Source organism: Acinetobacter sp. YH12108 (assembly GCF_013419055.1).
GTDB lineage: Bacteria > Pseudomonadota > Gammaproteobacteria > Pseudomonadales > Moraxellaceae > Acinetobacter.
The window spans coordinates 12457-38459 of sequence record NZ_VPAW01000027.1 but is presented as its reverse complement, the minus strand read 5'-3'; the positions used below and the strand labels follow the sequence as shown (position 1 = coordinate 38459).

The 26003-nt window shown below is 43.6% G+C and carries 25 protein-coding genes; 4 read left to right on the top strand and 21 right to left on the bottom strand.

The genetic code is table 11. The features are described 5' to 3' along the window. Positions 1 to 49: 49 nt before the first annotated feature. From paaE to paaA, 5 genes are all read right to left on the bottom strand, one after another. Positions 50 to 1108, bottom strand: a complete 1059-nt coding sequence (gene paaE, locus FTU46_RS14170; protein WP_180105219.1) for a 1,2-phenylacetyl-CoA epoxidase subunit PaaE — start codon at positions 1106 to 1108, stop codon at positions 50 to 52. Between the two features lie 65 nt (positions 1109 to 1173). Continuing rightward, a complete protein-coding gene (paaD, locus tag FTU46_RS14165) occupies positions 1174 to 1674 on the bottom strand; it encodes a 1,2-phenylacetyl-CoA epoxidase subunit PaaD (protein WP_180031828.1) in 501 nt (166 codons plus the stop codon). Between the two features lie 28 nt (positions 1675 to 1702). Then, entirely contained in the window at positions 1703 to 2458 is a 756-nt protein-coding gene (gene paaC / locus FTU46_RS14160; RefSeq protein ID WP_180105218.1) for a 1,2-phenylacetyl-CoA epoxidase subunit PaaC, read from the bottom strand. Positions 2459 to 2474: 16 nt separating this feature from the next. Continuing rightward, positions 2475 to 2762 (bottom strand): 1,2-phenylacetyl-CoA epoxidase subunit PaaB, encoded by a 288-nt coding sequence (gene paaB / locus FTU46_RS14155; RefSeq protein ID WP_180031833.1) that lies wholly within the window; start codon positions 2760 to 2762, stop codon positions 2475 to 2477. A gap of 28 nt (positions 2763 to 2790) precedes the next feature. After that, a complete protein-coding gene (gene paaA, locus FTU46_RS14150; protein ID WP_180105217.1) occupies positions 2791 to 3735 on the bottom strand; it encodes a 1,2-phenylacetyl-CoA epoxidase subunit PaaA in 945 nt (314 codons plus the stop codon). Between the two features lie 262 nt (positions 3736 to 3997). On the opposite strand from paaA, the gene paaZ reads away from it, so the two are divergent. The 3 genes from paaZ to FTU46_RS14135 all read left to right on the top strand — a co-directional run bounded on the left by paaZ (position 3998) and on the right by FTU46_RS14135 (position 8888). Then, a complete protein-coding gene (gene paaZ, locus FTU46_RS14145) occupies positions 3998 to 6109 on the top strand; it encodes a phenylacetic acid degradation bifunctional protein PaaZ (protein WP_180105216.1) in 2112 nt (703 codons plus the stop codon). A gap of 206 nt (positions 6110 to 6315) precedes the next feature. Beyond that, on the top strand, positions 6316 to 7755 hold the full coding sequence (locus tag FTU46_RS14140; RefSeq protein ID WP_180105215.1) for an MFS transporter: 1440 nt from the start codon (positions 6316 to 6318) through the stop codon (positions 7753 to 7755). A gap of 197 nt (positions 7756 to 7952) precedes the next feature. Beyond that, positions 7953 to 8888 (top strand): tRNA-dihydrouridine synthase, encoded by a 936-nt coding sequence (locus FTU46_RS14135; protein ID WP_180105214.1) that lies wholly within the window; start codon positions 7953 to 7955, stop codon positions 8886 to 8888. Between the two features lie 19 nt (positions 8889 to 8907). Here FTU46_RS14135 and FTU46_RS14130 read toward each other — a convergent pair whose 3' ends face one another. The 13 genes from FTU46_RS14130 to FTU46_RS14070 all read right to left on the bottom strand — a co-directional run bounded on the left by FTU46_RS14130 (position 8908) and on the right by FTU46_RS14070 (position 20428). Then, a complete protein-coding gene (locus FTU46_RS14130) occupies positions 8908 to 9513 on the bottom strand; it encodes a nuclease-related domain-containing protein (protein ID WP_180105222.1) in 606 nt (201 codons plus the stop codon). A 102-nt stretch (positions 9514 to 9615) separates the two neighbouring features. Next, positions 9616 to 10098 carry a methylated-DNA--[protein]-cysteine S-methyltransferase gene (locus tag FTU46_RS14125; protein WP_034170626.1) on the bottom strand — a complete coding sequence of 161 codons (483 nt, stop codon included), beginning with the start codon at positions 10096 to 10098 and terminating at the stop codon, positions 9616 to 9618. 69 nt (positions 10099 to 10167) lie between these two features. Further along, positions 10168 to 10485 carry a quaternary ammonium compound efflux SMR transporter SugE gene (sugE, locus tag FTU46_RS14120; protein WP_034170625.1) on the bottom strand — a complete coding sequence of 106 codons (318 nt, stop codon included), beginning with the start codon at positions 10483 to 10485 and terminating at the stop codon, positions 10168 to 10170. A 627-nt stretch (positions 10486 to 11112) separates the two neighbouring features. After that, positions 11113 to 11799, bottom strand: coding sequence for a ribulose-phosphate 3-epimerase (gene rpe / locus FTU46_RS14115; RefSeq protein ID WP_034170624.1), 687 nt, complete (start codon positions 11797 to 11799; stop codon positions 11113 to 11115). 251 nt (positions 11800 to 12050) lie between these two features. Beyond that, a complete protein-coding gene (locus FTU46_RS14110) occupies positions 12051 to 13190 on the bottom strand; it encodes a M48 family metallopeptidase (RefSeq protein ID WP_180105213.1) in 1140 nt (379 codons plus the stop codon). 12 nt (positions 13191 to 13202) lie between these two features. Then, positions 13203 to 14249, bottom strand: a complete 1047-nt coding sequence (locus FTU46_RS14105) for a YjgN family protein (RefSeq protein WP_306670143.1) — start codon at positions 14247 to 14249, stop codon at positions 13203 to 13205. Between the two features lie 159 nt (positions 14250 to 14408). Beyond that, positions 14409 to 15245: an S-formylglutathione hydrolase gene (gene fghA, locus FTU46_RS14100; protein WP_159124257.1), complete on the bottom strand. Its 837-nt coding sequence runs from the start codon at positions 15243 to 15245 to the stop codon at positions 14409 to 14411. Positions 15246 to 15284: 39 nt separating this feature from the next. Beyond that, positions 15285 to 16685, bottom strand: a complete 1401-nt coding sequence (locus tag FTU46_RS14095; RefSeq protein WP_166136755.1) for a C13 family peptidase — start codon at positions 16683 to 16685, stop codon at positions 15285 to 15287. Positions 16686 to 16809: 124 nt separating this feature from the next. Beyond that, complete coding sequence (locus FTU46_RS14090) at positions 16810 to 17628, bottom strand: class I SAM-dependent methyltransferase (RefSeq protein WP_159124259.1); 819 nt, start codon at positions 17626 to 17628, stop codon at positions 16810 to 16812. Beyond that, on the bottom strand, positions 17622 to 18446 hold the full coding sequence (locus FTU46_RS14085) for an undecaprenyl-diphosphate phosphatase (protein WP_034705726.1): 825 nt from the start codon (positions 18444 to 18446) through the stop codon (positions 17622 to 17624). Before FTU46_RS14085 ends, FTU46_RS14090 begins: the two co-directional genes overlap by 7 nt. Before the next feature lie 16 nt (positions 18447 to 18462). Beyond that, positions 18463 to 19128, bottom strand: coding sequence for a tRNA (adenosine(37)-N6)-threonylcarbamoyltransferase complex dimerization subunit type 1 TsaB (gene tsaB, locus FTU46_RS14080; RefSeq protein ID WP_180017104.1), 666 nt, complete (start codon positions 19126 to 19128; stop codon positions 18463 to 18465). A gap of 140 nt (positions 19129 to 19268) precedes the next feature. Beyond that, positions 19269 to 19799 carry a gamma carbonic anhydrase family protein gene (locus FTU46_RS14075; RefSeq protein WP_180105211.1) on the bottom strand — a complete coding sequence of 177 codons (531 nt, stop codon included), beginning with the start codon at positions 19797 to 19799 and terminating at the stop codon, positions 19269 to 19271. A 14-nt stretch (positions 19800 to 19813) separates the two neighbouring features. Continuing rightward, on the bottom strand, positions 19814 to 20428 hold the full coding sequence (locus FTU46_RS14070; RefSeq protein ID WP_034705731.1) for a CoA pyrophosphatase: 615 nt from the start codon (positions 20426 to 20428) through the stop codon (positions 19814 to 19816). Between the two features lie 123 nt (positions 20429 to 20551). Here FTU46_RS14070 and FTU46_RS14065 point away from each other — a divergent pair, with 123 nt between their 5' ends. Continuing rightward, positions 20552 to 21100 (top strand): NUDIX hydrolase, encoded by a 549-nt coding sequence (locus FTU46_RS14065; RefSeq protein WP_180105221.1) that lies wholly within the window; start codon positions 20552 to 20554, stop codon positions 21098 to 21100. Positions 21101 to 21146: 46 nt separating this feature from the next. Here FTU46_RS14065 and FTU46_RS14060 read toward each other — a convergent pair whose 3' ends face one another. Genes FTU46_RS14060 through FTU46_RS14050 form a run of 3 tightly spaced genes read right to left on the bottom strand, consistent with a single transcriptional unit; the run spans position 21147 to position 25995 of the window. Next, positions 21147 to 23072, bottom strand: a complete 1926-nt coding sequence (locus FTU46_RS14060; RefSeq protein WP_180105210.1) for a hypothetical protein — start codon at positions 23070 to 23072, stop codon at positions 21147 to 21149. A 21-nt stretch (positions 23073 to 23093) separates the two neighbouring features. Beyond that, complete coding sequence (filE, locus tag FTU46_RS14055; protein ID WP_180057754.1) at positions 23094 to 24323, bottom strand: putative pilus assembly protein FilE; 1230 nt, start codon at positions 24321 to 24323, stop codon at positions 23094 to 23096. Between the two features lie 7 nt (positions 24324 to 24330). After that, entirely contained in the window at positions 24331 to 25995 is a 1665-nt protein-coding gene (locus FTU46_RS14050) for an OmpP1/FadL family transporter (protein ID WP_005234148.1), read from the bottom strand. Positions 25996 to 26003 lie beyond the last annotated feature (8 nt).

Here is a 26003-nt window from a genome sequence, read left to right as displayed (position 1 = left end):
TTTCTATTTCGTTCATGCATTTATCTGCATGGTGCTTAATTTAAAATCTTTACTCGTCGAAACTGAGACGAACATTTCGAGTGGTTGGACGCGCCTGACAGCTCAGCACATAACCTTTCTGGATTTCTTCTTCTTCCAGGCTATAGTTGATTGCCATTTCCACTTCACCTTGCAGCACCTTACATTTACAGGTTGCGCATACCCCGCCCTTGCAGGCATATGGCAGATCTGCACCAGCACGTAAAGCCGCATCCAGAATGCTGTCATCCTGTTTGGACACTTCAATGATCAGCTCACGACCATCCAGAATGATGTTGACCTTTTCCTCGGTACGGCTTTCGATCTGCTGTGTAGAGGCTTTTGGTGCAGTACCGGTATTAAAGCGTTCGGTGTGAATTTTGCTGCGTTCGATCCCAAGGGTTGGCAATACGGTTTCTACCGCATTCATCATTTCTTCAGGACCACAAGCAAAGCAGTGATCAGTTTCTGCTGGAATCAGGCCCGCCTGGAACAACTGCTGCAATTTTTCTTCATCAATACGACCATTGAAAATCTCGCTGTCATTTAGCTCACGCGAGAAAATATTGATCAGTTGCAAACGCTCTTTAAAGCGGTCTTTCAGATCCATGATCTGTTCAGAGAACATGGTCTGTTTCCAGGAACGGTTACCATAAACCAGTGTAAAAGTGGCATCTTGCTTACGGCTCAACACTGCTTTGACAATAGACAAAATTGGTGTAATGCCACTACCTGCAGCAAAACCCAGATAATGTTTACCACCAGTCTTGGCCGCTTTCTGGAAAAACACACCTTGTGGTGGCATCACTTCCAGTACATCGCCCACTTTCAGGTTTTCATTGGCCCAGGTTGAGAACTGGCCTTGATCAATTTTCTTGATCGCAATACTCATGTCTTCATCACTATCGCTACAGATCGAATAGCAACGGCGCAATTCTTCCTGTTCTGTCATATGACGGATGGTCAGGTGTTGGCCCGGCTGATACTGAAAATTTTCGGCATGTTCCGGACTCAGTTCAAAAGCAATGCAAATTGCCTGTTCAGTCTGAGGCTGAATCGATTTAATGGTTAACGGAATAAACTGGCTCATTTCAAAATCCTTCTTAAGCTGTGGCGATCTCACGCTTTATTGTTATGGCTTGTGCGCTTAAGCCCTTAAATACATTTAAAATAGTCAAACGGCTCCAGGCATTCCTGACATTTGTACAGCGCCTTGCAAGCGGTTGAACTGAATTCACTGAGTAATCGGGTGTGGTGGCTATGACAATGTGGACACTGAATACCATCACTAAGTGCGACATGGGTACCGCAGCTGTTTGAACCACCTTTGGGTGGGGCAATACCATATTGCTGCAGTTTCTGTTTGCCTTCTTCACTCATCCAGTCAGTGGTCCATGCTTCTGACAGATCGACCACGACTTTGACCGGCGTCAGCTCATGTGCTGCAAATGCCTGGATGATTTCCGCCTTGAGCAGATCGGTTGCCGGACAGCCACTATAAGTGGGGGTCAATCGAACCACGATTTCATCCTGTGGGTTGATCTCCACTCCACGAATCATGCCCAGGTCAAGGACTGACAGGACTGGAATTTCCGGATCGGAAACCTGTGCCAGGACCTCCCAGCATTGATCTTCTACATGTCTAATCAAGTTCATGCCACTCACTCCCTGTGATGTGCTGGATTTACCAGTTCATGCCTGGATAGCTGCGCTGCATGTATTGCAGTTCCGCCAGTACATAACCCAGATGTTCGGTATGCAGTCCCTGCTTGGCGCCACTACGGTAAGCACCACTTTCTGGCAGGCTGAGTTCAAAACGTTGCAGCTCGGCAGATATGGTTTCCAACCATTTTGGTTTCAGCGGTTCCAGATCAGGAATCAGGTGAGCATCAACCAGCTGACGTTCATCTGCAGTCAGGCTGAACAGCTCTTCAGTAAAACGCCATAGCTGGTTCAGACCATTCTGGATTTTTTCATGTGCTTCTGCCGTACCTAAGCTCAGGCGTTCCATCCATGAGGTTGAAAAACGCAAATGGTATTTCACCTCTTTCAGCGACTTGATGGCGAATGAAGAAATGTTTTCATTCTTGCTATTGCTGAGTGCTGCAAACAGCAAAGCATGGTAATGATCCATCAACCACTGACGTACGATGGTTTGACCAAAGTCACCATTTGGCTGTTCACTCAATAGCAAATTGCGGTATTCACGCTCGGTACGGAAATAGGCCAGTTTGTCTTCATCACGGCCCAGTCCTTCAATTTCACCGGCAAGACTCAACGCGGTACGTGCTTGACCTAACAGGTCCAAACCAATATTTGCCAATGCAATATCTAGCTCCAGCTCAGGTGCGTGACCGCACCATTCTGCCAGACGGTGTGAAAGGATGAGCTGGCTGTCGCCAACATGCAGTAAAAATTGTGCTAATACCTGATTCGTCATTGCTCTGCCCTCCACCTTACATGTGCTCGATGCCATCTGGAATGTGATAGAAGGTCGGATGACGGTAGACCTTGTTCAGTGAAGGATCAAAAAACTCCGACTTTTCATCTGGTTGAGATGAGGTAATCAGTTCAGATTTCACGACCCAGATGCTTATCCCTTCATTGCGGCGGGTATAGACGTCACGGGCATTTTGCAGGGCAATTTCATCATCAGGGGCGCGCAGGCTGCCGACATGACGGTGGCTGAGGCCCTGTTTACTGCGAATAAATACTTCGTATAAAGACCAGTTGTTCTTGTTCATTTGCATATCCTTGTGCTATTCCGTTGCCTTAGGCGATTTTTCTATTGTCTGACTGCTGCTGTTGCTTGCTGGCATAAACTGCTGCCGAATCACGTACCCACTTACCCTCTTCCCAAGCCTTGCGACGTGCTTCAATACGTTCCTGGTTACATGGACCTTTGCCTGCCAATACATCGAAAAACTCATCCCAGTTCACTTCGCCAAATTCATAGTGGCCTGTTTCTTCATTAAACTTCAGGTCTGGATCCGGTACAGTCAGGCCAAGCTGCAATACTTGCGGCACAGTGTTATCGACAAATTTCTGACGCAACGCATCATTGCTGAATAATTTGATTTTCCACTGCATGCTTTGTGCACTGTTTGGAGAATTGTCATCACTTGGACCAAACATCATCAATGCCGGCCACCAGAAACGGTTCACTGCATCTTGTGCCATCTGTTTCTGTTCTGGCGTGCCTTGTGCCAGTTGCATCATGGCCTCAAAGCCTTGACGCTGGTGGAAACTTTCTTCTTTACAGATACGCACCATGGCACGTGCATAAGGACCATAAGATGTGCGACACAGTGCCACCTGGTTGACGATTGCCGCCCCATCTACCAGCCAGCCAATCGCCGCTACATCTGCCCAGGTTAGGGTTGGATAGTTAAAAATGGATGAGTATTTCATGCGGCCAGCAATTAGCTTTTCCATCATGTCATCACGGTCTGCACCAAGCGTTTCTGCTGCACTGTACAGGTATAGGCCATGTCCTGCTTCATCTTGTACTTTAGCCAGCAATACCGCTTTACGTTTTAAAGTTGGTGCGCGGGTAATCCAGTTACCTTCTGGCAGCATACCAATGACTTCTGAATGTCCATGCTGGCCAATCTGGCGGATCAGGGTCTTTCTATAGGCATCCGGCATCCAGTCCTTCGCTTCAATAGAAATATCCTGCTCTATCTTCTGATCGAATGTTTGTTGTTGCTTATTCATGTTTGTCTCACTTATCCCAAGTGCTGATACACTCAAATTAAAACGATACAAATATAAAATCAATACTATTTTTTAAGTATCATATATTTTTTAAAAGTATTTTTTATTAAGCTATTGTTTTTATTATTTTTAATTTTTTAATTAGATGAAAGTTACTTTTTTGTTAGCGGATTATGATTGACATTTAAGCTTTTTGATTGCAATTTATGAAACATCAAAAGTAAAAATAAACTCAACAACGTATCATAAATGGAGTTATACAATGTTGGAACTGGACAGCACGACCCAGAGCACGGATCTTCAGGACGACATACAGGCGAATTACTCAGCTAAAGTTAAAGTATTGAGTTCACTGGTTTTAGGTGGTGAACATAGCGCACAAAATGACTTGCGTACGGTTTATCACGCCATTAGCGGTGAAGCAATTTATCAGGTCAGCAGCCACGGCATCGACATGCATAACGTAGTGCAATATGCCAAACAGAAAGGTGCTGTCATTGCCCACTGGACTTTCCACCAGCGTGCTAATGCTCTGAAACAGGTGGCGCAATATTTACTGGAACGTAAGGAAGATTATTACCGCCTGGCAGCCGCAACTGGCTGTACCCGCAAAGATGCCTGGATTGATATTGAAGGTGGGATCGGCACCCTGTTTGCCTATTCAAGTCTGGTTCGCCGTGAACTTAGCGATGAAACGGCGCTGGTAGAAGATGCCTGGATTCCACTGTCCAAACAGGGCAGCTTTGGTGCCAAACATATTCTGAGCCCGAAAGCCGGTGTAGCAGTGCATATCAATGCATTTAACTTCCCAATCTGGGGCATGTTGGAAAAAATTGCACCGACTTTACTAGCCGGCGTGCCATGTATTGTGAAACCGGCAACAGAAGGCGCAGAACTGACACATGCAGTCGTTAAAGACATTTTAGCAAGCAATTTACTGCCAGAAGGTACTTTGCAGCTGATCTGCGGTCAGACTTACGACCTGTTTGATCACCTGAATGCACAGGATACCGTAACCTTCACAGGTTCAGCTGCTACCGGCCAGAAACTACGTGCTCATCCACACCTGAATGCCCACTCTATTCCATTCAGTATGGAAGCCGACTCGGTGAACAGCGCCATTCTGACCCAGCAAGCCAACGATGAAACCATTGACCTGTTTGTGCGTGAAGTCTTCCGTGAAATGACAACCAAGGCCGGCCAAAAATGTACTGCAATTCGTCGTGCCTTTGTGCCAGCAGCATTGCTCGATACCGTACAGCAACGCCTGACTGAAAAATTACAGAAAGTGGTCATTGGTGATCCTGCACAGGACGGCGTAACCATGGGTGCTCTGGCCAGCGTTAAACAGAAGCATGATGTTGCTGCCAAGGTAGAACAGTTGGCACAGGAAGCTGAAATCATCATGGGTAGCCACCTGCGCCAGGATTTTAGCATTCAGGTCGCACATCCAGAAAAATCTGCTTTCTATCCACCAACAGTGCTGTTATGTAAAGATCCGGTACAGGCCCAACAGATTCACAATATCGAAGCCTTTGGCCCAGTGGTTACATTGATGCCCTATAGTGACCTGCCACAACTGGCAACATTAGTAGCTCGTGGTGAAGGCAGTCTGGTTGCTTCAATTGTGCGTAACCATGATGAAAATATTGAACAGCTACTCAGCAAGATCGCGCCTTGGCATGGTCGTGTGCATATTCTGGACCGTGAGAGCGCTAAGGAAAGTACCGGTCATGGTTCACCACTGCCATTGTTAGTGCATGGTGGTCCGGGGCGTGCTGGCGGTGGTGAGGAACTCGGTGGCCTGCGTGCAGTGAAACACTATATGCAGCGTACTGCTATTCAAGGCTCACCAAATGCGCTGACTCAGGTCGGTCATAGCTGGACCGCAGGTGCTGAGGTATTTGAAGACCGCGTACACCCATTCAAGAAATCTTTTGATGAATTGCGTATCGGTGAACGCCTGCTGACTGCACGCCGTACCATCACTGAAGCTGATATTGTCAACTTTGGTGGTTTAAGTGGAGATTACTTCTATGCACATATGGATAAGATTGCGGCTGCGGAATCCTTGTTCGGTGAACGCGTCGCACATGGTTACTTCATTGTCTCTGCCGCTGCCGGCTTGTTTGTTGATGCTGCTCCAGGTCCAGTTATTGCCAACTATGGCATGGACAACCTGCGCTTCGTAGAACCGGTGAAAATTGGTGATACCATTCAGGTAGAACTGACCTGCAAGCAGAAAACCCCAAAACCGCTGCGTGATGAGCAGAGACCGCATGGTGTCGTGGTCTGGGACATCAAGGTGAAAAACCAGCGCAATGAACTGGTCGCGACCTATGACATCCTAACTCTCGTAGAAAAAGCTGCTTAACAAATATTTTCAGACACTTAAAGTAAGAAGGGAATCTATTTGATTCCCTTTTTTATTGATTTAAAAATAATTGTATCTTTTTAATCCAGACATATTGACGGCTGTGCAAATTACTCCTAGATTAGATTAATTGATACACATTAAAAATAAAAATAATTAAATTTGTATCAAATAAACCAATCACTATAACTTGCACAGGATGTTGCATGATGAATGAAAAAACATTGGTCATAGACAAGGTTGACAATGACGTCCAACCACTCGATTCTCATCTAAAAATTACTACGCCTATCCCTGAACAGGTAGCTACAGAAATTCCACCAGCAGCTCCAGAACGTAGCAGCTATCAATGGTATGTGGTGATCATTTGTATGGTGGCCTATATTTTGTCTTTTGTAGACCGCCAGATTTTATCCTTGATGATTGAGCCAATTAAGGCCGACTTGATGCTCAGTGATACCCAGTTCAGCCTATTGCAGGGGCTGGCCTTTTCGCTGTTTTATGCCTTTATGGGCGTACCGATCGCCGCACTGGCCGACAAGAAATCACGTGTGAAAATTATTTCGGTTGGGATCGCTTTCTGGAGTCTGGCCACTGCAGCCTGTGGCCTCAGTAAAAACTTTATCCAGATGTTCCTGGCTCGCCTCAGTGTCGGTGCAGGTGAAGCAGCACTTTCCCCTGCCTTTTATTCCATTGTGGCGGATCTATTCCCGAAACATAAACTGGGTCGTGCGCTAGGCGTATATGCGATTGGTGCCTTTATCGGTTCAGGACTGGCTTTCCTGATCGGCGGTTATGTCATCGGTCTGCTCAAGGATGTTAGTTTCGTTACTTTACCGGTAATTGGTGAGATCAAGACTTGGCAACTGACCTTTATGATTGTCGGTTTACCGGGTGTATTGCTGGCGCTGCTCATGATTTTGACCGTACGGGAACCCGAGCGTAAAGGCCTCAAAATGGATGCGAATGGTGTCGCCGTTAAAGCATCTTTTAAGAATTCCATCGGTTTTATTAAAACCCATAAAAAGACTTTCTTCTGTCATTTTATTGGCTTCTCTTTCTATACTATGATGCTGTATTCCCTGCTCGGCTGGGCACCGGCCTACTACATGCGTCACTTTGGCCTGGATGCAAGCCAGACCGGATATATCCTTGGAAGTATTATTCTTGTTGCAAATACTTCAGGTGCCTTATTCTGTGGCTGGCTCATCGACTTCTTTTCTAAACGTGGCTATAGCGATGCAGCAATCCGTGCCGGTGCAATTGGCTGTGCTGCCCTGATCATTCCAAGTGTGCTATTTACTCAGGTCGACAATATGCAGCTTTCATTCGCATTGATCTTTGTAGCGATGTTCTTCTCCACCTTCCCGATTCCAGCATCAGCCGCTGCTACCCAGATGCTGACACCGAACCAGTTGCGCTCTCAGGTATCAGCCAAATTCCTGTTGATTTCTAACCTGATTGCACTCGGTGTGGGTACAACTGCGGTGGCGCTGATTACAGACCGATATTATGAGAATACCTTAATGGTAGGAAATTCAATTTCTATCGTCAATGCGATAGCCGGCCTGATTGGTGTGTTCCTGCTGTATAAAGGCTGTCAGTATTATCGTGAAAGCATGAAAGTCGAAAAACTGATCGATTAAGACAATATTAGATTTTCAAGCTTTAAATCCAAACCTTAAATCAGCCGATTTAAGGTTTTTTATTTAGATAGCAAAAGATCAATAGGTACTCATTTACACTCAATCTTTTTCTGCAATTCATATGAAAATTAAACTGCCTGGACTTTCCCACCAAAAAGCCGTATAACACCGTTTTTCGAATTAACAGGTGTTGACCGTTGAAACTTGTTCTTGCACCCATGGAAGGCTTAACTGACCCGATTATGCGCGATGTACTGACATCCGTCGGGAGCTTCGACTGGTGTGTAACCGAGTTTATTCGTGTCACAGATTCGGTGCTGCCAGATCATATCTATCACACCTACTGCCCTGAACTGTTAAATGAGGGCAAAACTGCTGCCGGTACGCCGGTGCATGTACAGTTTCTGGGAAATAATCCGGAAATGCTGGCAGCCAATGCAGTGAAAGTCGCTGCCATGGGCGCCCCTGCAATTGACATGAATTTTGGCTGTCCAGCCAAAACCGTAAACCGTCATCGTGGTGGTTCAGTACTGCTAGATGAACCTGAAGTCGTTTATGAACTGGTCAAAGCTGTTCGTGATGCCGTGCCCGCACATATCCCGGTTTCGGCAAAAATGCGTCTGGGTTATATGGATCGCAACTTCATGATGGAAAATGCCCATGCCATTGAAGATGCTGGAGCGGCCTGGGTCACTGTTCATGCGCGGACCAAGGTCGATGGCTATACTCCGCCAGCCTTCTGGGACCAGCTGCAACCAATTCGTGAAGCCTTAAAAATCAATGTCATTGCCAATGGTGAAATCTGGACCAATACCGATGCGAAGCAATGTCAGCTAGAATCGGGCTGTGAAGACCTGATGATTGGCCGTGGTGCGGTCACTACACCTGATCTGACCCAATGTATTCGCCAGAATTCTGATGAGCCGCTCATCACCTGGAATGAACTACTGGAACTGCAAATCCGTTTCCTGAATGGTTCCTATAAAAAGGAAATGAATATGGTCGGTCGTTATAAACAATGGCTGGGGATGATGTCCAAGCATTATCCTGAAGCCAAAGCACTCTGGGATGAGGTCAAACGGATTAAACAGCTGATTGAAATTACTGAAAAGCTAAAAGCCTCGAAAAATTAAGAAAAAGCCTTTGAATGATTCAAAGGCTTTTTTGTTCGGATTGTCGCCTGTTTAAATTTGCGACATGTTCACGGTTGGTTTTCCAGGATTTTTCTAGTACTTCCTTCTCCAAGCGAATCTGGATACGTTTAATCTTGGTGTCAGAAATAACTCTCTCATTAAAGCCTTTTACATAATCTGTCCAACCTGCATCTCGAAATACATAATTTGGCATTGGGGTTTTGAATACCGCATCTGGCATAAATACAGTCACAGAATGCAGCTGGTCTGGCTCGATAATATCAGCCAGCAACTGCTCCAGAACTTTGATGTGCTTATAATTCTGATGAATCGGATTTTGAAATTTATAGCTATTTTTATAAAGTTTTTGCGTCCAGGTTTTTTGTCGCTCGCCACCAAAGATCCAGCCTTTATAGTTTTTGGTTTCAATCACAAACAGGCCATAAGGACTTAATAAGAGATGATCAATTTGTGTTGTGCTCCCTTCTCCATCTGGAAGAGTCAAATCGTTTAATAACCGATACTCAGGGTCTTTCAGATAAAGTTTGACATGCGTGGCAACAGCGAACTCTCCCAGCTTCCCTTTTAAAAATGGTTTAAATAACTTAAAAATGATTAAACCAATAAAAAGTAGAAGAACCCATCATAAACTGGACCAGAGTTGGCCTAAGATTTGTGTTGCGAACTGATCCATATTTTAATTTTCATTAATTTTATGATTTTGATCTTAATGGGTTCGCTCAATATTTAACAGAATTTCTTTTTTATCCAGACCACCCGCAAAGCCTACCAGCTTACCGCTACTGCCAATCACCCGATGACAAGGTGCAATAATCGAGATCGGGTTTTTACCATTGGCAGCACCCACGGCGCGTACTGCTTTAACATTACCGACCTGTTCAGCGATTTCCCGATAGCTTCGGGTCTGTCCATAAGGAATATTCAGCAAAGCCTGCCAGACTTTTTTTTGAAAATCAGTACCGGCAAAATCTAAAGGCAGTTCAAAAACATTGCGCTGACCGGCAAAATATTCTTGAAGCTGACGCCGAGCTTCTATCAATACAGGATGCTGTGGATCTTCAACCAGAGTTGCCAATCTAACCCGATTCGGTTTTTCACAATCCCAGAGTACAGCTACCAGCGCCGTTTCATTGGCGACCAGCTGCAACTGCCCTACAGGCGAGTCCATATAAATATAACTGAGTTGCATGGCCCTACTCCTACAGAATCAAGCTTGCCAGTTTTTATTTTACTCGAAATCAGAACTGCTCAACAGCTCTTAGGAGGAGGATAATTTCATCAAAACAAGTCCGGAAATAATCAGCACCGCAGCCAGCATACGCATAGCAGAAGCAGGTTCACCTAAAACTATAACACCGACCAGAAATGAGCCAACTGCGCCAATGCCCGTCCAGATGGTATAGGCAGTCCCTAAAGGCAAAGTACGCATGGCATAGGCCAACAATACAAAACTGAGCACCATAAAAACAATCGTAAAAATACTCGGCGTGAGTTTGGTAAAACCCTCTGAGAGCTTCATGGAATAGGCCCAGACAATCTCAAATAGCCCAGCAAATACAAGTATAATCCAGGCCATATTGCCTTCCTCCTGATTAACAGAGTCAGGCCGTCCTGACGATTTTTCTTGTTGAATATTATAAATTTAATCAACAAGGGAGGTCGTTCCTCCTAAAAAAATAAATATCTTATAAAACAGACGACAAAACCAAACTGCCGTTTACAAAATTTGACTGAATGAGAATTAACTTAACCATGTCTTACTCAAATGCTCAGGACAACTTGAAGATTTCAGCCTATCTTAAGGAACGCCAACATGGGACATCGTGTTATGGCATTACAGAGACTTGAGTAAGAAAAACAAACAAGGAATAAGTCCATATTATTAAGTTATGCACATGAATTAAATTTAAAAATAGCGTGGAGATCTTACACAATGAAACACAGAACTAAGACCCATTGATCACTTTTTGTTTGGCTTGATTATTAACCTCTGATGAATAAACGATCACTAAAATCAAGGGCTGACATATATAAAAAGAACTCCAATTGAGTTCTTTTTATACAAATTTTGTCTAAGATGCAATCAATCAAGCTACAAACGATTACAAAATATGCAACATATCCATATGGTTATCAACATAGATATCTACACACTTATCCATAAAGTTATCCACAGATTTATGCACCTTAAACATTTTAGAGATTAAAGCTGGATTTGACCGACTTTAGCCAGCTCACTACGCATTTCATCAATCACAGCTTTATAATCCGGCTTGCCAAAAATCGCTGAACCAGCCACAAACATATCTGCACCAGCTTCTGCAATTTCACGAATATTTGCTGGTCCCACACCGCCATCTACTTCTAAACGGATATCACGACCTGAAGCATCAATGATCTTGCGCGCCTGACGTAATTTATCCAAAGTCATTGGAATGAATTTCTGTCCGCCAAAGCCAGGGTTCACACTCATTAGAAGGACCTGGTCAACCTTATCCAGTACATAATCCAGATAATGCAATGGTGTTGCTGGATTAAATACCAGACCGGCTTTAGCACCACCCGATTTGATCAACTGTAAAGAACGGTCAATATGATCAGATGCTTCCGGATGGAACGTAATAATATCTGCGCCTGCTTCCAGAAAGTCGCCAATCATGCGATCTACAGGTTTCACCATGAGATGTACATCAATAGGTGCCTGAATACCATATTTTTTCAATGCCTTACATACACCTGCGCCAAAGGTTAAATTGGGTACATAGTGATTATCCATAACATCGAAATGCACAACGTCTGCACCGGCCTGAAGTACATTTTCAACTTCTTCACCTAAACGGGCAAAGTCGGCAGACAAAATAGAAGGTGCAATTAAATAAGGCTTGGACATGAAAGGACCTGGCTAACTGAAATTGGATTTTTCTCATTATACCAAATGCAGTCCTGCTACTGTGACTTGGATGTTGTGTGAATACAATGCTATGTAACGCTGGACAGTATTTATGCTTAACATCACTAGACCTAGATGAAAATGATTGATTGAGACAGGAAAACTCGCATATCCATTAACAAAAAATCGAGGCTAAACTTGCCTCGATCCTCAGGATATAGAGATATGAGTTTTTGCATTCAATATCAGGGCTAAACAGGTTGACTCATTTTTTCTTCAAATGCATGAATACGTTCAATTCTTTTATCCAGTTCGGGGTGCGATTCCAGATATTTTTTGAGTTTTCCAATCAAACGTAACCATTTCAGCTCAGACTCAGTAATTTGCCGTTCTTTTCCATCAATATTCAAAGTAAAGTTTTTCATTTTTATCGTTTTATTCTGCTCTGCCAAGATTCTAGCGTTTTCAACCCGCTGCAAAAAGTTCGATAAATGAATACTGGAGATCTGCTGTTGATGCAAATGTTGCATGGCATAATCATCCGCAGCAAGTTCAAGCGCCTGTGAATATCCCGCATCGGCAAGTACCGCTATAGATGCCGCCACGACATCACTTAAATCTCCTGTTACCAAGGCAAATAGTCCTGCTGCGCCCAGGTTGGAAATCACTTTTTGCATGCTATGTTTTTGCACCAGATGACCTTGTTCATGCGCCAGTACTGCAAGGACTTCTTCATCTGCGCCGCTGAGCTTGACCAATTCATCGGTGACAATAATAGTATTGTTCGGAATTGCAGCTGCATTAAGTCCCATAGTTTCTCCGCCTTGACGGAAAATAATCTTAGCGGGTTTCCCTACTGCAATTTTTTGTTCGTACAATTTTTTTAGACGTGCTTGATACTCTGCGGAGAGCTTGGATGGCTCAGTTTGCTCAATTAATTTCTGCTCAGTTTGTTTTCCTACCTCGATCAAGGTCTGTTCGGGAAGTAATTGAGCGAGCTGCTGGGCCGTATAAGGAATTCCCCATTTAAGAATAAAAATTACCGCACATATCACGATAATCATCGAGAAGAAAATCAGGAGTAGAGAACGTTCAAATTTCCATATGGCATGATAGATTTCTTTGGATTTAATCTTCAGCCAATGCGGCGCTTTGGTTAAAAATTCAATCCGGCGATCTTCAGGCAGTTCGATAATCGGTTTACGCCCCCCGACCCCGCCAATATATGCCATATCGGGATAAGTAAAATAAAAGTCAGCTTCACTCACTTGTTTGGGTGTTTCTTCACTAAGTTTTAGGGCAATCCCGCGTTGCTGATCAGGGACAATCCATGCACGCTGAGCTTCAGCCAAAATTCCATCATAAAATCTGACTTCAACAGGTCGCTTCATCCTACTTGCCCCCTATAACGATGCATCGAAATCAAAGATATCCAGTACTTCATCGGCTATAGCACTTGGATCACGCTGCAAGATATTTTTTAGATTAGTTTCGTCCTCTGCCAGATAAAGCTCCAGGTTAGCCAGTTGATATTCATATAAACGAATGCTCGCCCAAGGGGTCATGAGTCCCAAACTGAGTGCACGCACAATCCAGTTACTCAGTACAATCCAGCTATAACGCCATGTCGTTACCCGGGTTTTAAAGTAGCTTTGACCAAGCTCTACATGATTCCAGGTATACATATATAAGCGTGCAGATATCATCGGCCAGACCAAGGCCAGACAAAACAGATAGCTCAATACAATACCCAAGGTAAACAGGTTTGTACCGATCAAATCGACCCAGTAAACGATTGCTGCGCTCCATGCGATACCAATCAGCAGACACAGACATAAGGGGATATAGACTGCCGACATAAATTTAGACCACTGAATTCCCAGCCTGAACTGAAGTTGTCCGATCGATAAATGATTAAAGCAGTAACGTTTGTATAGCCAAATCACCACTGGGCTGAAAAGAAACAGGGTAAAAATATTGATCAATATCGCGAGCCATAAGCCTCTATAGGCTTCCCGATTGCTTCCACAAAAATGAAACCGGACATTACCATATTTACTATTCCGGGCCTTAAATTTCAGAGTCATCCGAATTAACCAGGGTAGACAGATCGCAGCAATCAGAAATAATGAACTGGTGGCAAGAATGGAGTAATTGGTCAAGATCACTGTCACCACATACAACTCCAATGCCAGTAGACGACCTAGCAGAATTCGGCTTGGCATAGCAATGAAGTCAAAGCGATGTTTTAACAATTGGGTATTACCGTAGAAATAGCGGATACGGCGTGCCTTTGCCCACGGGCTATACAAAGTAAGCGTAATGATGGTTAACATCAAATTCACCATCCAGATTCCAAAATATTCAGTGGCACTGCCATGAAATCGGAAGCTATGTTTTTCTAGTGAAGGTGATGGCTGATCAATCTCTGGTTCAGGCTTATTGTGCATCGTGTTCTTAACTGCAACTGGTTCTACCTGATTTTTAAATAGCAACTTATATGCCATTTTTATTATATTTATTTGATATTCATATAAAAACTCCAAAAACATGATCTATTCTTGGAGTTTCATTGTACTTTTAAGTTTGCTGCGCTTTTGTTGCTTGGCTTATGGATTTAATTGCACGGCATGGAATTGTAGATGGTCATCTACAAAGCTTTGAATAAAATAGTAACCATGATCATAACCCTGATGTTCACGTAAGGTTAATTTCTGGTTCACAGCATCACAAGCTTGCTGAAATAAAGCCGGGTTCAGCTGGCTATAGAACTGGTCAGAAAAGCCCTGATCAATCAGGATATCGCTAAACAGTGCACCTTTTTCCTGAACCAGCGCAGTTGCATCATGCTTCAACCATTCTTTGCGGTTTTCGCCCAGATAATTTGAGAATGCTTTTTCACCCCATGGACATTGGCTTGGTGCACAAATCGGTGCAAATGCCGAAACTGAACAGAATTTTTCCGGATATTTAAAAGCCAAAGTTAAAGCGCCATGTCCACCCATGGAATGACCGAAAATCCCGATCTTATCTGCCTGAACTACGAACTCTTCACACACCAGTTCATACAACTCATCGACGATAAAGCTTTCCATCTGATAATGTTCAGCCCACGGTGCTTGAGTGGCATTGATATAAAAGCCAGCGCCTTGCCCGATATCCCAGTGATCCCCTTTGGCAACATCGTCTCCACGCGGTGAAGTGTCTGGTGTAATCAGAATCAGGCCAAGCTGGGCCGCCAGACGCTGGGCATGTGCCTTGATTGCAAAAGTTTCTTCCGTACAGGTCAGGCCAGCTAAATAGAACAAAGCTGGACAATTTTGGCCTTCCAGAGCTTGTGGCGGCAGAAAGATGCCAAATCTGGTTGGTTTTTTTAATATTTTAGACTCAAAGCTATAAATCCGCTGTTCACCCTCAAAGCTTCGATTATTCTGTACCAGTTCCATCATCATTCCTTTTTCTATTTTCTAAAGTTGTAGATTGGTTTATGGAGTCAAAGCGACAGACGGAGATGCTGAAGTGGTCGTCGCTGGAGGGAAAAGACGCTGTTCCAGTTGTGGCAACATCAATTCCATGTTTTTGCCAATCACCCATTGTGGTTCTGACGGTTCAAATCCCTGAGCTGCTTCCCATTTAGCCACTGTAGTCTTGGCCTGCTCAAAAGAGGCTTTCAGGCTGTTATTTTCACGCATGGCCTCATCAAAGAAAGCACGGCCGAAATAGGTATAATCAGCTTCGTTTGAACAACCGAAAGACTGACGGTCAGCAGCAGAGGCTGTGATAATTAAAGTATTATCATTCTGCAAAGCCGAAGCGAAACTACCTGAGAAACAGGCAGAAATAACAATCACTCGCCAGCGTACACCTGAGGCATCCAGAGTATCACGCAACCATTTTGGATCGACTGATGCCAGATCTAGCGGTGCATTTTCCATTTCAAATTCATTTGGCAAGCCATGTGAGGTCATATACAGGAACAGTACATCACTTTCCCGGTTCATCTGCTGGCCAATACGGCGCAAGGCCAATTCCATGCTGGTTTTGGAAGCAAGTGGAATCTCAGTCCGTGTTGCCGGATGATTCACCAGCATAATCGAACGGCCAAAAGTCCCAAACCGGGTATCAAACTGCTTTTTAATCCGCTCTATTTCTGAATAGAACACATCCTGATAACTCGCGCCAGCCACACCCATAAAGTACCAATGCGACTGTGCAAATTCACCATATTCAATTGCATCCAGCGCCTTATTCAGCAAGATCGGCTGAGCATAGAAAGCATCTTCAGCAAAACTTGGTGGAATTTCTTCAACTTTCCAGATGGGCTGATCTTTCACCGAAATCTGCCACACCACCAAGGTAAACAAGGTGGCCAGCATAATCAGTGCCCGTTCCCACCACGGCCATTTTAATTCACGTGAAATCACCCAGACCACAGCCAGACTTTGCCAGACAAACAGCATGACAAACAGGGTCGGAATATAGGCATAGAAAATATAGGGTAGATAATCCAGATCACCCAGATACTGGATCAAGCTCTGGAACAGCATGATATGCGTATCCAGCACCAGCCAGAGCAATGCGGGTACCAGCATCAGACGAGGATTATTCACCCGTTGGGACAAGAAAATCCCGACAATCAAGGCAATAAAGGGCCAAAGTGCATAACTGATCAAACCTTGAGAGTTAAAATCTCCCATGCGGCCGGAACTGAGCCAGCTAAACAGGCTATTAGCACAGCCGCCCAAAATGCCCCAGAACACTAATTGCAGAATAGAGGGACGCACCAGTTGCAGCGAACGCCGAGATCCCAGAAATAACCACATCCCGGCAATTTGGTTGCTTTTAAAATCGTGCCAAAAATTGATGGAGGGTTTAAAGTCGATCATATGATTTCAGGGAGATGAGTGGCTCGCTAATGTGCCCAATAAGTTTATGCTTGATATAAGTTTTATCAATGCCAATTTTTAAATATATAACAAATCCTTGATCTATTTTGAAGCAATTCTCATATTAAGTAACCAGTTCATGCTGAAAATAGGCATCAAAACGGCAAGCATCACCAGACCATTGATGATTTGGCTCTTTTCCAGCTAAAAATACGGCCAGACGAGGACGTTTCACCACCACCCGCTTGCCAATTTTTTGTGCTAATTCTAAGAGATTATCCCCCAGATCCATTTCACCATCTTCCGGTAAAAGCAAATGTAATAACTGCATTTGTTTTTTCACCTGTGCCTGCTTTTTCGGTGCCTGCTGATTCTGGTCACGTTGTGGAAACATCGGGTCCAGATAAACCACATCGACGACCGCATTCTGCTCAGCCTGTGATTTCAGATAGTCTGCAGAATCTGAAAAAACCAGATGAATCCGGTTAACCACCGAACTTAGAAAAGTATCCTTTTTCGCTCGGTGATGACTGTCTTCAAGCAGGGTAAATAAAATAGGATGTCGTTCGACCAAGGTCACCTGAGCACCCAAATGTGCCATCAACAGACTGTCATGACCTAGCCCAGCTGTCGCATCGATAAGAGTCGGCTTTTCTCCGAGGTTACAAGCACGAGCAATCATTTCCGATTTTAAAGAGGCACGTTTTAAACGCCCTACTTCTGCTTGCCAATCTGGTTGCATTTTCATGCCATTGGCACAGAGCCATAGGCCGTCAGCATCAACACACAGGGCCAGTTCGGGATGTAAACGCAAGAAACGTGCATTCAGCTTTTCAATAACCTCAATACTAACCTCTACACCACGAGAAGAAAGCACAGCCTCGAAGTGCTGTGCTTTCTCTTGATACTCAGATTCGGTATATAAGCGAATCGTGCTTACCATAATCTCCAACCTGTAAAGGCAAATAATAAAATCAGTAAACCTGAGGCTATGCGATACCAGGCAAAAACCATGAAATCACGTTTTGCCACATAGGCTACCAAGGCACGGATTAATAAAAGCGCTGAGATGAACGATACGATGATACCGACTGCCAGAACCGTCCAGTCTTCTGTGGTACTGTAAACATCATAGCTTTGATACAGATCGAGCAGGCCTGCACCGATAATAACCGGAATCCCCAAGAAGAATGAAAATTCAGTTGCAGCCTTACGTGATACGCCAAGGAACATCGCCCCGATAATGGTCGCACCTGAACGTGAAGTTCCCGGTATCAGGGATAAGACCTGAATCAGACCAATCCAGATCGCATCTTTTACGGTCAGATCTTCAACTTCCTGGGCACGTACCTTGGGTGGATTCTTTTCAATCCAGATAATGATCAGACCACCGACAATCAAACCAATGGCAATCGCAATATTATTGAATAGCAGCTCTTTTACGGTTTGCCCTAGAGTCAGGCCAATCAGCACAATGGGAATAGAAGCCAGAATCAGGCCAATCCCTAAACGGCGTCCTTGCGGTTCACCACTTACGATCCCGGTTGCTGCCCCCCAAAGCCGTGCCCAATATTCATAAATAACCGCGGCAATTGCCCCCATCTGAATTGCGACGACAAAAACATCGCTTTTTTGTTTAGTCCAGAAATTCATTAATTCTGAAGCCAAAATCAGATGCCCAGTACTGGAAATAGGCAAAAACTCGGTAATACCTTCAACAATACCCATAATTGCTGCTTTCAGCAGCAGTAAAAGATCCATGCTTAATCCTGATTAATTATGCTTTGCCTTGTTCTGGAATTTTTTTCCATGCGTTATCACGTAAATATACCGGAAGTGCCAATTCTGCACTGACCCAATTTTCTGTTTTTGCTGCTGCACGCGCAATCATGGCAATATCCTGCGCTGTTGCACTGACATTTTTATATTCAGATGCTGTTTCTTGAACTAGATTGGCACCTGAACCCACCACAGTAAATTTTACTGCTTCAGCACTTTGTTCATAACTCAAAAGCTGTTCTTCATCAACAGCCTGCATAACCCCTTGAGCATCTAACTGATAACTGGCCACGTAGACTTCATTCATCCGTGCATCCAGTACGGCAGTTACTGTAGTTAAACCATGCAAACGATATGCCGCTTGCGCCAAAGCTTGTAAAGTGGATACCGGAATTACAGGCAGATCATTTGACCAAGCCAAAGCTTGGGTCACAGCCGCATTGATGCGAACACCACTAAACGATCCCGGGCCACGACTAAAGGCAATTGCTGTCAGATCAGATACAGCCAAGCCCAGATCATTGAGGCCTTGTTCAATCATTGGGAGAATGGTTTGCGTTTGTGCCTTGGCGCGCGCATCAAGCTGAAAAAATAGTTCTTGAGTATCATCGATCACAGAGACGGAACACTGCTCATTGGCAGTCTCCAATGCCAGCACTTTCATGCACAACCTTAATTCAGAGAATATAAAAAACGTCGAATATAATACTCCACTCATATCTTCTAGGCGAGATTTTCCCAAGCCAGATACAAAAATGCCTAGAAAATTCTAGGCTTAACTGAGGACTTTATTCAGATAACAGCCTAAAGCTGTACTTCTTCCAGGTCCTGAAATTTCTGGAAATGTTCGGCATAGTGCATGGCACTCATTTTCAGTTTTTGAATACTGGCTTCATCTAAAGTTTTCACGACTTTGCCTGGTGAGCCCATCACCACCGAATTATCAGGAATCACCTTCCCTTCTGGAATCAGGGCATTGGCACCAATAATACAATTCTTACCAATCACGGCATGATTCAAAATCACCGCTTGAATCCCAATCAGGCTATTATCGCCAATAGTACAGCCATGCAGCATGGCCTGATGGCCAATAGTCACATAATTCCCGATATTCATTTCAATCCCAGCATCGGTATGTAGCACGGAATTCTCCTGAACATTGGTGAAGTCACCTAAACGGATTTTGCTGTTATCTGCACGAACGACGGCGCCAAACCAGACACTCACCTGCTTGCCTAATTCAACCTGTCCAATGACCGTCGCTGTAGGTGCCACCCAACCATCCCATGGCTGATGCGTTGCTTTTGGTGTATGTCCCTGAAACTGATATAACATGGCTGAAATCCTGTTCAACGGTTAAAAAATTTTGAGCGTTTAAACGCAGGTGAATTAAGTAAAAATGGCCAGTCTTTTTTATAGTCAAGCCCGTACTGAAATAGTGAGATCAGCATACGTGCGGTCAGTCCCCAGACAATCTCATTTTCCACCCGCATACTTGGAAAATATAAAGACTGTTGGGCAAACCGTACTTCATAAGGCATCGGCTGGGCTTCCAACAAATGCTGTAAGGAAGCAAAGAAAATCCGGTCAATTTCCGTCGGCTGAGGAATGAGTTGAATGGTAGGCGGAATTATACCTACCACAGGTTTGACCAGCATTCCATTACGTGCCTTTTGCATCGGCAGATCCCCGATCAGATGCACATCAAATGGATTAAGCGCCGTTTCCTCATACGCCTCTCTCAAAGCCACTACAATATTACTGGTATCTTGCGGATCGCGTTTACCACCTGGAAAAGAGACTTCTCCTGCATGGTTATTCATATAAGCTGAACGGCGTGTCAGCAAAACTTTGGGATCAGCTTCATCTGTGATCGCAATTAATACAGCAGCCTGTGCAGTTTGAATCCGTTTGGAAAATCGTAAATGTTTCTGCAAGCGTTGTATTAATCCCAGCTCATCCATTCATTCAGCTCCCTATGCGACTATAATTTCATCATAGCTGATTTTTGATTTGGCGGGATAGAAATGATGCCAAATTTTGATTTTTCAGTTATCCTGACCTTACTGTTATCATTGATGATGAATATGAACTTCTGTGTGAACTGTGGACATAAAACAACAGAGAAAATTCCTTTAGGCGATCAGAAGGTTCGCAAGGTTTGTACTACATGCGGATATATTCATTACATTAATCCAAAAGTGATTTGCGGTGCATTGGTGCTCTGGGAAGATAAAGTCCTGCTCTGCCGCCGTGCAATTGAACCACGTTATGGACTGTGGACCCTCCCTGCCGGTTATATGGAACTGTTTGAAACCATGGAACAGGGCGCGGCACGTGAAACCCGTGAAGAAGCCGAAGCTGAAGTGGATATTGAACAGCTGTACTGCCTGTACAATATTCCGCGGATTGGCCAGATTTATGTCCTGTTCAAATCTCAACTGATTGATGGAAAATTTGGTGCAGGTGAAGAAACCATTGAAGCACGTTTATTTAACGAAGATGAAATTCCCTGGAGTGAACTGGCTTTCCCGAGTGTAGAGCATACGCTTCGTCATTATTTTGAAGACCGTAAAACCAATAACTTCCCGATGCACCTAGAGACCTTGGGAACCCGTTTGGATCACACAGGTTAAAATGTCTTTTTATAAAAAAGCCCATCATTTGATGGGCTTTTTTTTATTATTTGGTTTTGATGCTATAACAATCCGCTAATTTAAACGAAACACTTCCGCCACTTAGCTTGGCCAGATTGGTCTCCTCCGTCGTTTCATCAGTATTATTGTTGTTATAGATTTTCTGGAAGCTGGCATAAGTATTCGCCCAACCTACGCTTTCTCCAGCTGAGTTGGTAAAGCCCACACGACTGGTTCCATTCAGTACATTAGATAAATTGAGTAATGCTCCACCAATCACAATCTTATCATCTGTATTGGTTGAAGCCTGAATAGTGGAGTTCATACCTACCAAGGCACCATTTAATGAACCAAATACAGGATCAGCGAAGACCAGTCGCATAGATACTGTTTTTTCATCTATAAATGCACGGCCTAATGTACCCAGACGATATTGTTGAACGCCGTTATTGTCTTTAAGTCCAGCCGGTAAGATATCTCCCTGGCAACCATTAATACTATCAGTTGTAAGATTGCTCGCGGACTGCATATTGGTACGCACATCACCATTACTATCAATCACAACACCCACTGTAACAGGGCTAATTGAGTTTTCGCTAAATTTAAACTCCATGTTGCCATACATTGGGAAAATATATTCTTCACCTGGCTCTACATTTTCAGCTGTTCTAAAGACTTGACGATCCAGATAGCTAATCGGGAAAATTTTATAAAGATCAATTGAGCCACTATAGTTGTCATCATCGGCATTAAAACGCCATAAGCCAAGACTGGCACGATCAGCATCGCTGAGTTCAGTTTTACCTGTGGCCATCTTATAAAATGCTTCTTTACCAGCAATCACATAATCGCTCAGCAAACGGCCTTGGTAAATTTCTAATGGATTGCTGTTGTTAGCCACATTCATTTTATATGGTGCATTTGATGAAAGCATTCTCGTGGCAGGGCTAATCCAGCTGGTTTGCGGTACTGCAGTAATTTGCTGTGGTTTGACCTTACGGATCAATTCCGCATTAATGCCACCCAAAGATCCCAGATTATTGGAGCCCAGTTTTAGCTGAGTATCACGCCACTGTAGTCCACTACCGAAGGTATAACCTTGGCGGTCTGTAATCAGGATAAAATGTCCAAATAAATATTTAGTCGTTTTATCTTTAATGTCACATACAGATTTATTACAACCCGCCAGACCATCGGAACCAGTCAAGTTACTGCTAATAATGCCTGAGGTTGAGAACAGAGAAAATTCTGGTTGATATACTGCTGCACTGGCAATATTGGCCAGTTTTTTTACGACTTCAAAGGCCTGATCATCACTAATCTGGCTAATATCAATAAAAGGTTTAAGGGTTTCTGCTAAATTTGCATCTGTCAGGCTGATATCTTTATTAATTTTGCCCAGATTCTTTCGCATATCCTCTGTGATATACAAGGGCTGTACATCTGTCGGATTATAGATACGACCTTTTTCCAGTGCCAAGGTCTGCCAGATTTTGACCAGTTTCATCGCCACCTGTACGGTTGGATCTGTCTGTTCGATTCTGGCAATGTTACGACCAGTAATCCCCTTGGCAATATCAAGTACACTGAGTCGGGGTAATTGGCTCGATGTACTGAGGTTCATATATTCTGAAAGCTTTACAGTACCCAATTTGATTTTGGTATCACTAAAACTTTTTAGATAAAATTCAATACTATCTGCTTTTTGACAAGTACCTGACGCCACCCCATCATTTTGGTCAAATAAAGTAATAAAGGTATTTTCTTTATCACCACTACAATTAAAGTTAAGACCATCAATTGGATATTCAAGCCCCCATTCCAGACAATTCGTTGCAGTAGCAGAGCATGAACCGTTCGTGGTGGCTTCATCATTTTGTTCTGGTATGACATTCGCACTTTCACCTCCGCATCCGCTGAGGGCGGCAAATAAAGCAGTGAAAGCAAATGGATATAATATTTTATTTTTCATCTTATTCTACTCGAATCGTCCTTATCGAATGGCGACTAGTTTTAGTTGTCCATAATTTGTCAGCATCTTGTCTTCAACATCTATGGCTGAAGCGAGTGGGGTCATTAATACATATTGGCTTTGCGCAGGAATCTGAATAATTCCCTGTATCTTCTCATGTTGAATAATATTGGCTTGTGCTTCCTGATTTTTAAAACCGCCCGCCCCTTCTAAAACACAGCCTCGTTCATCCAGAAATACAACAAATGGCCAGTAATAGGCAGGATTATTCTGACGGGAAGCATAAGACTGAATCTGAATATTTTTAATATCAGATTTTAGCTTCACAATTTCATAATCAAACTCATCTGATTTCAGCGGTGCCCGTGGCCACAGATTAATGGATTTACCTGCACTAATCTCTTTCGCATTCTTAACTTTTTTATCTTTAAAACACTGCTTACCTAAGCTTTCTACAGATTCAGGCTGAGAAATACGGTAGTAGGTTTGGGCCAGTACAACAGGACCAGAATCTATGACAGGTTGTTGAAACAAGGATTTTATAATCGACTGTCCAACTCCTTTTTCACGCTCAATCGTCTGTACACGTGTTGACCCAATATTTTTATCAACTATCCCTTCAGGCATACTATAGAAACGTTTTTTACCTTCCAGATTAAATTCTTTATTTTCCAGATATTCACTATCCACATATTCCACCCCTTCAATCTGACTGAAACCCTGTTTTTGAACAGGATCAGGTACTGCCTGAATGACAGGTTCAGGGGTTTGAAGCTGTGTCACTGGTGGTAAGTGCTGCGGTAATCTAGACTCAACGTGTTTAGTTGGTTGTACTGGTTGTACTGGTTGTACTGGTTGTACTGGTTGTACTGGTTGTACTGGTTGTACTGGTTGTACTGGTTGTACTGGTTGTACTGGTTGTACTGGTTGTACTGGTTGTACTGGTTGTACTGGTTGTACAACCATATTATTTTTTTGCTCACCTGTTGTCACACTTTTTTCCACCGCCTTTGGCTCGGATTTTTTCAGATCCTGTGCAGTAGATGTAACGGGCGTAGTCAATTTTTTCGGAGTAGTGGCCGCTTGGTTTTTTGTTGTTTCTTTCTGCTCATTATTTTGACGTGGCACAACTAATGGTCGCCCATCGGGCCCAATGATCGTAATAAACTCTCTGGCATTTGTATAAAAAGACCATGGTACCAGACTTAATGCCAGTACCATTTTTATCCCTAAGTTCCCTGTTCTGATCATTTCTTCCTTACCAACGGGTGCGATAGTTCAAACCTAAAATTGTGATCTTGGTATCTGTTTTGACATTCAAGCCTGCATATGGATTCAGTAACAGGTTATTTACCCCGGTCTGGTTCGCTAGGCTACTGGTATTTGCTGGAATATTATCTTTACTGCGTAAGAAACCAATAGATAGATCCAGATCCGTATCTGCGTCAAAACGGTAGCCCACTCCTAAACCAAATAGCTGTGCACCATTAATCGGTACCATAGTATTGCGTTTATCTTTTGGAATGGCACTGGTACGTGGTTCATAGCCAGCACGAAGTTTCAGTCGGTCAGTTGCTGAATACTCTACTCCGATCCCGAAGTTCCATGGCGACTCAAACCTAAGCGGTAATGCAAGTGAAGAATCCGTTACATTGGCAGATAACAGTTTGGCAATCTTCAAGGCAGACAGGGTACGGTCGAACTCAAACTTGAATTGGTCCCAAGCAGCATAATCTGTCCAGCCAATATCAAAATTGACTTGTAGATCTGGCATTACCTTATATTTGATCCCCGCCTGAAAGTGAGCTGGGTATTCGAAATCCATGGAAACCAGACCCGATTCACTTGAAGGGATATAATTTGGAAAACCAAGAATTGCAGCTAAAATCTGGCCAGTTGGAGAGGTCATCAGACCTTTAATCATTTCCTGTGGCGCTTTGGCATTATCGATATGATATTTACCTTTTAAGCGCATTTTGGCCGCACTCTGGTAAACCATACCAAAACTGAAATCTTCAGTAGGCTCCCATAGAACACCCAGGTTATAGCTTGGACTTAAATTTTGTTCTAATGAAAGTTGCATTTGGCCAAATTTACCAAATGGGTTCATTCCTTCATCAGCATTACAGATCCCGAGCAACAAGATGTCAGTAATGATGTCAGAATTTTCTTTAAATGGTGTACATACGACTTCATCAATCATACGCAACATGCCAATCAGCTCATTGGGAAAACGTAAATCTGTTTTCATGGCAATGGCTTGATAAGACATCCCGATTGAAGCACCAATCGAAAGCTGGTCGTTGACTTCATAACCAATTGATGGAGATAAATATGTAATCCGCTCCAGAGCAACCTGTTGTCCCATAAAATTGGCAGGATTACCATCTTCATGACCAAAACCTGCAACTAGCGGTGCATAAACGGCAGTTGCATAAGTTGCTTTAGAGCCTGGTGGTTTATAAGAGACCCCCATGGTAGGTGCTGCCATCGGGAGGCCTTCACCCAAATCCACCATTTTTTTCAAAATTGGTACGTAGAGACTGACATACTCTACATCACCCTTCACTGGGCCCTTAAAATCTGTACATAAATCAGAAGACACTTCAGGTCCATCATTACAGACCATTGGATCATCTGAATAACCAAAAACGTTATATCCAGCAGGAACCGTAAATTCACGCTGAATATCAAAGTTCGCAACAATAATTTGCTGTTCGGTTTGTAAGCCTTCAATTTTAGCCAATGCAGCCGGGTTAAAGTGAATTGCATTCACTCCTGGCGGATCTGCAGTAACTGCGTTCCCCATAGACAATGCACGCAGGTCAACAGAAAGGTTGGTCCCTAATTGTGCAAAGGTATAACTTGAACAGCCCGCAAGAATAATTCCTGTTAATAACGGGCTAAGTCGAATGTTTTTCATACGACACC

Bases quoted from the DNA above. Each gene is read 5' to 3' on its own strand.
- filE (WP_180057754.1), bottom strand. From the start codon at position 24,323: ATGATCAGAACAGGGAACTTAGGGATAAAAATGGTACTGGCATTAAGT.
- FTU46_RS14125 (WP_034170626.1), bottom strand. From the start codon at position 10,098: ATGCAACTCAGTTATATTTATATGGACTCGCCTGTAGGGCAGTTGCAG.
- FTU46_RS14065 (WP_180105221.1), top strand. From the start codon at position 20,552: ATGAACTTCTGTGTGAACTGTGGACATAAAACAACAGAGAAAATTCCT.
- FTU46_RS14095 (WP_166136755.1), bottom strand. From the start codon at position 16,685: ATGATCGACTTTAAACCCTCCATCAATTTTTGGCACGATTTTAAAAGC.
- fghA (WP_159124257.1), bottom strand. From the start codon at position 15,245: ATGGAACTGGTACAGAATAATCGAAGCTTTGAGGGTGAACAGCGGATT.
- paaA (WP_180105217.1), bottom strand. From the start codon at position 3,735: ATGAATAAGCAACAACAAACATTCGATCAGAAGATAGAGCAGGATATT.
- FTU46_RS14075 (WP_180105211.1), bottom strand. From the start codon at position 19,799: ATGTTATATCAGTTTCAGGGACATACACCAAAAGCAACGCATCAGCCA.
- paaZ (WP_180105216.1), top strand. From the start codon at position 3,998: ATGTTGGAACTGGACAGCACGACCCAGAGCACGGATCTTCAGGACGAC.
- paaD (WP_180031828.1), bottom strand. From the start codon at position 1,674: ATGAACTTGATTAGACATGTAGAAGATCAATGCTGGGAGGTCCTGGCA.
- paaE (WP_180105219.1), bottom strand. From the start codon at position 1,108: ATGAGCCAGTTTATTCCGTTAACCATTAAATCGATTCAGCCTCAGACT.
- FTU46_RS14050 (WP_005234148.1), bottom strand. From the start codon at position 25,995: ATGAAAAACATTCGACTTAGCCCGTTATTAACAGGAATTATTCTTGCG.
- FTU46_RS14105 (WP_306670143.1), bottom strand. From the start codon at position 14,249: ATGCACAATAAGCCTGAACCAGAGATTGATCAGCCATCACCTTCACTA.
- paaB (WP_180031833.1), bottom strand. From the start codon at position 2,762: ATGAACAAGAACAACTGGTCTTTATACGAAGTATTTATTCGCAGTAAA.
- paaC (WP_180105218.1), bottom strand. From the start codon at position 2,458: ATGACGAATCAGGTATTAGCACAATTTTTACTGCATGTTGGCGACAGC.
- rpe (WP_034170624.1), bottom strand. From the start codon at position 11,799: ATGTCCAAGCCTTATTTAATTGCACCTTCTATTTTGTCTGCCGACTTT.
- FTU46_RS14070 (WP_034705731.1), bottom strand. From the start codon at position 20,428: ATGGATGAGCTGGGATTAATACAACGCTTGCAGAAACATTTACGATTT.
- tsaB (WP_180017104.1), bottom strand. From the start codon at position 19,128: ATGAAAGTGCTGGCATTGGAGACTGCCAATGAGCAGTGTTCCGTCTCT.
- FTU46_RS14090 (WP_159124259.1), bottom strand. From the start codon at position 17,628: ATGGTAAGCACGATTCGCTTATATACCGAATCTGAGTATCAAGAGAAA.
- FTU46_RS14140 (WP_180105215.1), top strand. From the start codon at position 6,316: ATGATGAATGAAAAAACATTGGTCATAGACAAGGTTGACAATGACGTC.
- FTU46_RS14085 (WP_034705726.1), bottom strand. From the start codon at position 18,446: ATGGATCTTTTACTGCTGCTGAAAGCAGCAATTATGGGTATTGTTGAA.
- sugE (WP_034170625.1), bottom strand. From the start codon at position 10,485: ATGGCCTGGATTATACTTGTATTTGCTGGGCTATTTGAGATTGTCTGG.
- FTU46_RS14060 (WP_180105210.1), bottom strand. From the start codon at position 23,072: ATGAAAAATAAAATATTATATCCATTTGCTTTCACTGCTTTATTTGCC.
- FTU46_RS14110 (WP_180105213.1), bottom strand. From the start codon at position 13,190: ATGAAGCGACCTGTTGAAGTCAGATTTTATGATGGAATTTTGGCTGAA.